This window comes from Anoxybacillus andreesenii (assembly GCF_030813005.1).
Lineage (GTDB): Bacteria > Bacillota > Bacilli > Bacillales > Cytobacillaceae > Robertmurraya > Robertmurraya andreesenii.
In genome coordinates this window covers 1-8713 of the sequence record NZ_JAUSTU010000049.1, presented here as the reverse complement: position 1 = coordinate 8713, position 8713 = coordinate 1, and the positions used below count along the sequence as shown (strand labels likewise).

The window sequence follows — 8713 nt, the reverse complement described above, 5'->3', positions numbered from 1 at the left end:
GATAGCTGGCAAGTCTTTTTTTTCTATAAAAATAAAAGTGCAAGGTTATGTACTTTTACTTTGCATAACTCTGTACTTTTATTTTGCACTATACACTGTTGCGGGAAAATTGAACAGACCGATACTAAATTATTTGTAAAACATATTCAGAAAGGACGTAAAGAAGCAACAAATAAAGTAGAAATTTTACAAAAAAGTGTTCATTACTTTGATGTAACAATGTCAAATGATGATATTCAAGTAATGTTTAAGAACTTAGCAGTGTATCTAGAGCATGTATTTGATAAGATTCTTGAAGAAGAATATACAGCTTCAATTAGATAATGTAAAAGTATTTAGTATCACATATAAATAGTAGCAGCTAAACAAAAATAGTCTGAGAAAATGATCAAGAGTTAACATGACAAATAAAGTCGTCCCATCACTTGGGGCGACTTTATTTGTCTTTAATTTTTATGAGGTCGATGATTTCTCTAATATCATCTAGCTCTAAAGCATCAGCGATTCTTTCGATATGGCTAAAGTTTATATTTTGTCTCTTTTGATTAGCTAATTCGCTTAAAGCAGCATGGCGTATATCGGTTAAACGAGATAATTCTCTTAATGAAATTCCTCTTTGATTGGCTAGTTTATGAATTTTTACCTCGACTTTTCTCGCCATATTTCTCCCTACAATCTATCATATTGACTATATTGAAAAAGTTACCATATACTAAAAATATAGGTGGTACGCTATTGCGTACCGAATTAGAGTTACTTTAATAAAAGTAAATAGTTCTCTCATATGGACTTTTTGGGTTCGTGAAGAGTCTGAATTAACAAAGTATTTGCATGGAAAGGGTATAAAAAAATGTATCTATATGGGGATATGGAGGGGTAATAGTGAGATATTTAAAGTTAGCTTTACTAATAGTATTTTTGTTAGTAGGGTGTCAGAATGTTAATTTAAGTTCAAAGAGCGCTAAATTTACGAATTCTAGTGGTGGTAAAAGTGAATCTGTTGTTATGGGAGTATCGGGCGATTCAATAAAGGCGTTTATTAAGCAATCTAAATTATTAGGCTTGCAAGAAGCTAATCCAGATAAATTATTCTTTGTTCATCTTGTAGCACCTGGGTATTCTATTCAATTAGAAGGAAAAAACCCAGATAAGATGACAGGAGCTATGATTGATATTTCCTATGATAGTGAAAATTATGGAATGGGAAGAGGAAATATTGCCGCTCTTTTGGGAGTTTTGCTGAATAAGGAAAGTAGTTTAGAAGCGATTAAGTGGATAACTAATCAGTATGTTGATAGTGAAATAAGCCTCAAGAAAGGAATCACCCCAAAGGAAACTAAGTTTGAAGTTGATAATTTAGTTGTAGACTTCTTCCCACCGACTTCCTTAGATAACCTTTCAGCTACTGTTTTAATGAATGCTAAGGATAAAATCAAAAAGAATGCTGGTTCCTCAAATGGGTCTAATTCAAATACAGAAACGGGAAATATTGTTTCGAATGAGGAAAGTGATACGCAAGAAAATAATGTTGTCTCTGGAAATTCCAATAATATTAATGCTACTGATGACTACGGTGTAACCAAACTTGCTAGAGCTTCTGGGGAGGGGAATAGTGACCTTGTAAGGGAATTATTAAATCAAGGCGCCGACCCAAACATATATAAAGAGATGGGAGAACCACCGTTATTGTGGGCTATCCGTTCTAATAATGATGATATAGTAAAAATTTTATTAGATGCAGGAGCTAATCCGAACGTTAAAACTAGTGAGGGTGTGACTCCTTTAAAGATTGCCCGTGAAAATGGGGATAAGGGAATTTTAAAGTATTTAGAGGAATATGGTGCAAAGGAATAGAAGGTTATTTTAATAAATATATATAGTTCTCTCGGAAACTAATTGGCGAAGCCTTATCTGCGGAGCAGAGAAAAAGTCTAGTAAAAATGGATAGAAAGTAGTGAAAATGTGAAAAACGCTTATGATGATTTAAGAAGTGAAAGAGAAGGATTTGTAATGAGGAATGAAAGTAGCTGTGTGGAGATAACCTGTACTGAAAAGTTTGTGAAGCATTGGGAACAGAGAGGATTTGTAATTATTAAAAAGGGTCTGATTAAATTAATCGATGATAAAGGAAAGTAAGGTGAACCTAACATGGAAGATTGGCAAATTATTAAACGTTATAAAGACGAATATAAGCTGATTCTCTATATTGGGACTGATGACCCGTCAGTACTCGCCTTAGAGAAAACCCTTAATGAGGTTGCCGCTCTTGCGAAGCGTATGGGCTACCCGATAAATATGGGAATAGGTGATATACGAGTAATTAGCCAGAATGAACTTGCTAAAAGGGAGTTCCGATACGAAAAAATAAAGGAATATCTGGACTATGGAGATAAAGATGATATGCTGATAAGGAAATATCCGAAACCAAAAAATTAATTTAAGCCCCTTGGATGATAACTGGTTGCTAGACTTCCAGAAATCACCCAGGGGGCTTTTAACGTATTAATAATGATAGATTAGCAGAGATAAAACTAGAATGGGAAATTACCCTATTTAAAACGCACGAAACCATTTTTGAAACGAGGATAAGGAGTTACGGCAATATCTAAAATTGAAAATGAGCAACCTATATGATCGTGCCTATAAAGATTCCTGTAATCTTCACATGTGTATGGGAAAAAGGAGGGAATTTACGATACTTTAGAGAAATAAAGCATCCAAGAAACTCTTGTGTTCTTTATTACTTTAAAGTTTTAGTTAAAATATAGGCGGATATTAAGAAGTAGAAAGAAATATACATCTGAATATCATTCTCCTTACTAAACTAAATAAATACGACGAAACTCGAAAGATAATGTGAAGGGATGAACTAAATGGGAGAATGAGGAGCCTAGAAAATTCCAGAGTGTTAAGTGAGGGAATAAACTCTTCAGCGAAGCTGAAGCTTCTACTTCTTAATTAATGGGGAAGTCATGCCCTCGTACAGAGGACGCTTCCTTTATATGAAAATCCAAGAGATAACTGACCTTACTCCTCGCTACGCTCGGAGGACTTCGCTTCGCTCCGTCCTAGTTTATAGTTTATATTTACTTGTTTGTTCCCTAATATAAAAGTCTGATGGATACTTTCCCTCTAATCTAAATATAAATCTGCCCACCCAAGCCCTTACTGGCGAAAAGGACGGTTTATCGTCCAAAAATCGCTCTGTAGGGGCTGTTTTATTTTGAAATGTAATAGAAACCCTAATCCGCTCTATTCATGTGAAATATCCGCATTTTAAATCGCCAATCACATTTATTTTTAATTCACGAAAATTCACGGTGTGAATTTGTCCTTCCTTGGTTTATTTATATCGAACGCCCCAGAGGGGAGCTATGGACTTAGGAGGAAGAATATGGACGGATATGATTGCGAGATGAAGCGGATAGAAAGCTACATCAAAATAAAGCGTTATGGAAAGGAGATTAGGAAAAGAGGAAGTTCTCGAAAAACGAAGGCTGAACGGAAAGCGGAAATTAAGGAGATAAAGGGAAACTCTGGATTTTCTGCTTTAGAGAAAATGATTCAAGTGGCTATTTTGGGAAATAACGGAGCGGGGGATAAAGAAAATGGGAAAAGGACGATAAAAACCCCTAAAGCTCGGAACCTTAAAATGAAGGAAATCGAAGTATTTAGCGATTTGATGGATATGAACTTTAAAGTAGGAGATAAGTATGTGACATTGACTTATGGAAAAGAGGAGGTGTCGCTAGATGAAGCAGGTCGGGATTTTGAAAACTGGATTAAGCGTATGCGTGATAGATATTCCGATTTTAAATACTTGGGAGTGCGTTCCTTTCAAAAACGAGGAACGATTCATTTCCATGTTTTGATGGATATACCTGATATACCAGCGGAAGAATTAAGAAACGGTATTTTTCAAAATATATGGGGGCATGGAATAGTCAATGTAAAAATGATTCATTCTCAACAAATTGTTGATAGATATGCCAAGTTAAAAAAATATTTAATTAAAAACTTAAGTGAATTTAAAGCGGATGAACGATCATTCGGCAAACGACTGTATTTGCAAAGTAATAATTTAATAAAGCCAAAGATTATCAGAGGTAACTATTTTGAGATAATGGAATATTTAGGTGATATTGAGGGAGGATTAAAAAAGGTAGACGGTAGGAGGTTTTCTGTTGAGTTTCTCAACTATATTGAGGTTCAGACCTTTAAGATTATGGAGCCTAAAGAAGAAATCGACTTAGCTACAATGTTTTAAAACCTAAAATTGATGGATTAAGAGGGAATTGTGAATATGCCTGTGCTCTTTTATTTAAAAGGACTAATCTATATTCCTTTAAAAACCAAAACCTAAGCCCAAATTAGAATATTGAAATTCATAATACCCTGTAAAAATACCTCAAGTAGAAAATTAGCACAACTTAGGGTTGTAATTATACGTAAAAGCGTAATATGCTTGCCTAGTAAATAATTACCAAATAAAGGTAATTATTTTTTTAAAACGTTACGATAATTAGAATTTTCGTTACGCTAGGAGGAAAAACGGTGAACGTAATAGGGTATATTCGGGTTTCTACACTTGGGCAAGTAAAAGATGGTTATAGCCTTACCTATCAAAAGGATGAAATAAAGTCATTCTGTGAAAAGAAAGGATGGAATTTGCTAGAGTGCTTTATTGATGCTGGAATAAGTGGAGCAAAAATAGATGAAGAAGCCTTAGAGGTAGAAAGAGAAGGCTTTCAAGATATGCTGACGAAAATTTCTACTTCCAAGGTAGATTTCGTAATTGTCTTAAATACTAACCGCCTATGGCGTTCTGATATTGTTAAAGTTTTAGTTCATCGAGAGCTAAAAAGGTATGGAGTAGACGTTAAAAGTATCGAACAGCCTAATTATAGCATTTATAAGAAAGACCCAAACGATTTTCTAGTAAATGGATTAATGGAGTTATTGGACGAGTATCAACGTATGGAAATAGCTATGAAGCTAGGTCGTGGAAGAAATATGAAGGCGAGACAAGGGAAATATGCTGGAGGGAGAGCCGCTTTCGGTTATAGAGCGAAAAAGGGGCAAAAGTTTCTTGAGATAAATCATGAGGAATCGTTGGTTATTAAACGATTATTTGAGCTAAAAGGGAATTTTCCTAAATGGTCTTTATCTGAATTGGCTTCTCAATTAAATGCTGAAGGGTATCACACTCAACAGCGGAAAAAATTTACGAAGATGCAAGTAAAACGAATATTAGACCGTAGGGAATTCTATGAAGGCACGTATTGCTACGGTGATATAAAAACTAAAGGTGTGCACGAACCAATTCTATAAAACTTTACATCAAGAGGAGAGAAAAAAATGGGAGCGAAAGGAAATAAAGAAGGTATAAATCTTGTAATACCCACTGTTGAGGAAACGAAAAGAAGTGATTTAATTAGCTTACTAGCTTATTTAATAAAGAACCAAGCTACTAAGAAACGAGGGGAGAATGAATGAATCAACCGCTTTTGAAAGTTGCTATATATACGAGGGTTTCAACGGAGGAACAGGCTAAAGAAGGATTTTCCTTGGAAGCCCAAGAAGATATTTTGAAGAAATATGCCAAAAATAATGGGTATGAGATATACGGTATTTATTCCGATGAAGGATATTCGGGAAAAAACTATGAACGTCCAGAAATTCAGCGACTATTTAGGGACTTATATGAGGGGAAATTTCAAGCGATTCTTGTAAAAACGGTCGATAGAATTTCAAGACGGCTTAGTGATATTTCAAAATTGCTTGATGATGTTTTATTACCAAATAATTGCCGACTACTAGTAAGTGATAATAATCTAGATAGCTCCACCCTTAATGGAAGTATGTTCATAAACTTCTTAGGAACTTTTGCCCAATATGAACGTGGTATGATTATCGAACGAGTAAAATCTGGTATGGAGAAAAGGGCGGAACAAGGCTATTGGAATGGGGGTATTGTACTAGGTTACGATAATGTAAATAAGCAGCTAGTGATTAATGAAAGCGAATCTTTAATTGTAAAAAGAATATTTGAATTGAGAGCAGAGGGAAAGGGATATAAATATATTGCTAAAACTGTGAATGAAGAAGGATATAGGTCAAAAAAGGGGAAGCTTTTTAGCATCTGTACGATTAAGACGATATTGGAGAACGAAGTCTATATAGGAAAGTGTAGATGGGGTAGAAGAAAGGACTGGAATACTAAAAGGCGGAAAGGAGTTACTAAGGATTATGTTTTAGTCGAGGGAAAGCACGAGGCAATAATTTCCCTCGATTTATGGGCTAAAGCACAAGCGGTTAATAATACCAATCGGGAAAGTGTATCAAAAAATAGGAACTTTCATGGAGATTTTATTCTATCAGGGATTCTACGTTGCCCTGTTTGTGGTGCTGGAACTGTAATGAGTAAGTCGAAAAAAAGGGATGGGAGCGGTTATCATTTATACTATATGTGTCAAGCGTTTGCTAGTAAGGGTTTAAAGGCTTGTAAATCAAATTTAATTGGTAAAGAGAGTATTGAAAGGAAGGTACTTCAAAAGATAAAAGAGCTATTAAGCGATATGGGGATTGTGGAAGAGGTACTTGATAGGATTGAGGAGCAAAAAGTGCTTGAAGAAAGCTCAATAAGGAAATCCCTGTTATTAAATAAGAAAAGCCTTGAAAAGAAAAAGGCTCATTTAGATAAGTTAAATAGTGATTATTTTGCTGAAAAAATTAGGGCGGAAGTTTATAATATGCAAGCCGAATTAATCTTAAAGGATATTGCCGTTTTGGAGGATAGAAGAAGAGAATTTGAAAGGGAGTATGAAGATTTACATTCCGAATCAATTATTACTAAAGAATCGGTTTTCCAAGCCCTTGAAAACTTTGATACTCTTTACGAATCCGCTACTTTCGAGCAAAGGAAGCAGTTAATAAGGGCAATTATAAAAAAGATAGAAGTCGAGCCGAACCGAAAGGATATAAAGTATATCACCTTTTGGTTTGATTATGATGACGCTTTACTACTTAGTAAGACAGGGGGAACCGTATCACAAATAGAGGCCGTCTTTTTACAATAAATTGTAATATGCTCCTTGTTTTTCTGGAAAAAACAAGGATGAAGCCATTCATGCGAAAAGTAATATACGTTATAATATAATTTTAAAAGGGGGTGCTTACAGATGGAGAATCACATACGATTGTCTGGTACTTCTGCCACTCATGCAAAGCCTATTATTGGAAAGGCGATACTTTGCATGGGGCGAAACATTTAATTTATCGCTGAAAAGCTTTTCTAATATTTTGGCTTTGCACCTTATTTTTTCAAAATCAAAATAAGGGGCGGGCAAAAATGAAATATGTTAATGCAAACAAGGTTTTACCTGAGAAGCTAATTATGGAAATTCAAAAGTATGTTCAAGGGGAAATCGTTTATATTCCAAAGCAGGAGACTGAGTATCGGAAATGGGGAACTTCAAGCGGAGGAAGACAGATGCTTGACCGCCGCAATGCCACCATTAGAAATTCTTTTAGGAGTGGAAGCAGTATCTGGCAACTGGCTGAGGAATATTACCTTTCAACCGAAACGATTAAGAAAATAGTTTATTCACATAAAAAGTAGAAGAACAGCGCTGGTGGAAATATTCCATCAGTGCTGTTCTTCTGTACAGGCTCTTTTCTCAAAGATTGAACAAAAAAATATTAGACAATACAGTTGTTTATGCTGTCTATCTGTTGAAACAACGGAGAAAAGTGCTACTCAAACTATGCGTATCGCACGCCTAGTATGAAACGGAATGGCCGGTATTAAGGATATTCCAGAACCACAATCCGTACGAAAACAGCCTTATGTAAAAAACGTTTCTAAGTCATTTTCTCCATTTTAGAAGTTAACTGCACTGTTTAAAATAAGAGAGATAGCAGGAAATTGATTGGAGATAAATGTGATGACAGAAAAATTTATTAAAAATGAACAGTTAAATTTTATAAGAAAACAGGTTGCTTTAATTAAGGACAGCAAACAAAAGAACGTACCCCAAAACGTTTTGGCTTCTGTGATTGACTTAGCCAATGCCAAAATTCTAGACCTCTTTCCAAACACAACTCGGGAACAACAAGAATTGCTCGATCTTTCCAGACTTACAACAGATAATGAATATGAGCAATACATCCGACGTCTTTCGGACTTTTTGCTGCCTTTCCCACAAATCACCGAACAGCAGCTGAAAAAAATGTTTCCGAAGCAAAAAAAATTAAAGCTACCTGATTTAGCAAACATAGACCACAGCCAGCTGACCTATTTGAGTTGGAATGACCTTAGAGCAAATAAAAAGTTTATTGTATATGAACTGGATGGAAAATTAGTTGGCATTGAATGTGAATTTACACCGACTAGTAAAAAAAATCTTTGTTCTTTCTGTAATTGTTTTGGTGAGGTTGCCTATTTCTCCACCGTAACAAAAGCGAAAAAACCAAAAAACCCGGATTATTACAAAGCCATTGGTAATCTTATTTGCGCTGACAGTAGCGAATGTAATAAAAAGATAACTAATGTTGAATATTTAACAACATTTTTTAAAGATTCGCTGGGAATATGAAAACTAAATCTTAGTGCTTATTGTTAAGAGTCATATTTAATGGCGTTCTATTCGGAAACGAAAGTGACGGTGATGAAGTAAGTTCGCAACCGTCACTTTCGTTTCCTTTTTATTTT

Annotated in this window: 10 protein-coding genes and 1 pseudogene; 10 read left to right on the top strand and 1 reads right to left on the bottom strand. The window is 35.0% G+C overall.

Annotated elements, in window-relative coordinates; all coding sequences use genetic code 11:
- A pseudogene (locus J2S07_RS21245) lies at positions 1-324 on the top strand (hypothetical protein); the annotation flags it as partial.
- 112 nt (positions 325-436) lie between these two features.
- Here J2S07_RS21245 and J2S07_RS21240 read toward each other — a convergent pair.
- Positions 437-661: a helix-turn-helix domain-containing protein gene (locus tag J2S07_RS21240; RefSeq protein WP_126649699.1), complete on the bottom strand. Its 225-nt coding sequence runs from the start codon at positions 659-661 to the stop codon at positions 437-439.
- A 221-nt stretch (positions 662-882) separates the two neighbouring features.
- Here J2S07_RS21240 and J2S07_RS21235 point away from each other — a divergent pair, with 221 nt between their 5' ends.
- From J2S07_RS21235 to J2S07_RS21195, 9 genes are all read left to right on the top strand, one after another.
- Positions 883-1854, top strand: a complete 972-nt coding sequence (locus J2S07_RS21235) for an ankyrin repeat domain-containing protein (RefSeq protein ID WP_126649698.1) — start codon at positions 883-885, stop codon at positions 1852-1854.
- 156 nt (positions 1855-2010) lie between these two features.
- On the top strand, positions 2011-2136 hold the full coding sequence (locus J2S07_RS21230) for a hypothetical protein (protein ID WP_307152389.1): 126 nt from the start codon (positions 2011-2013) through the stop codon (positions 2134-2136).
- 12 nt (positions 2137-2148) lie between these two features.
- Positions 2149-2436, top strand: a complete 288-nt coding sequence (locus J2S07_RS21225) for a hypothetical protein (RefSeq protein WP_307152388.1) — start codon at positions 2149-2151, stop codon at positions 2434-2436.
- Positions 2437-3394: 958 nt separating this feature from the next.
- The gene (locus J2S07_RS21220; RefSeq protein WP_307152387.1) at positions 3395-4267 is read left to right on the top strand and encodes a rolling circle replication-associated protein; all 873 of its coding nucleotides are present in this window, start codon (positions 3395-3397) and stop codon (positions 4265-4267) included.
- Between the two features lie 287 nt (positions 4268-4554).
- Positions 4555-5331 (top strand): recombinase family protein, encoded by a 777-nt coding sequence (locus J2S07_RS21215; RefSeq protein WP_307152386.1) that lies wholly within the window; start codon positions 4555-4557, stop codon positions 5329-5331.
- 27 nt (positions 5332-5358) lie between these two features.
- A complete protein-coding gene (locus J2S07_RS21210) occupies positions 5359-5496 on the top strand; it encodes a hypothetical protein (protein WP_307152385.1) in 138 nt (45 codons plus the stop codon).
- Positions 5493-7079: a recombinase family protein gene (locus tag J2S07_RS21205; RefSeq protein WP_307152384.1), complete on the top strand. Its 1587-nt coding sequence runs from the start codon at positions 5493-5495 to the stop codon at positions 7077-7079. The genes J2S07_RS21210 and J2S07_RS21205 overlap by 4 nt, the downstream gene beginning before the upstream one ends.
- Before the next feature lie 272 nt (positions 7080-7351).
- Entirely contained in the window at positions 7352-7621 is a 270-nt protein-coding gene (locus tag J2S07_RS21200) for a CD3324 family protein (RefSeq protein WP_307152383.1), read from the top strand.
- A 325-nt stretch (positions 7622-7946) separates the two neighbouring features.
- A complete protein-coding gene (locus tag J2S07_RS21195; RefSeq protein WP_307152382.1) occupies positions 7947-8597 on the top strand; it encodes a FusB/FusC family EF-G-binding protein in 651 nt (216 codons plus the stop codon).
- Positions 8598-8713 lie beyond the last annotated feature (116 nt).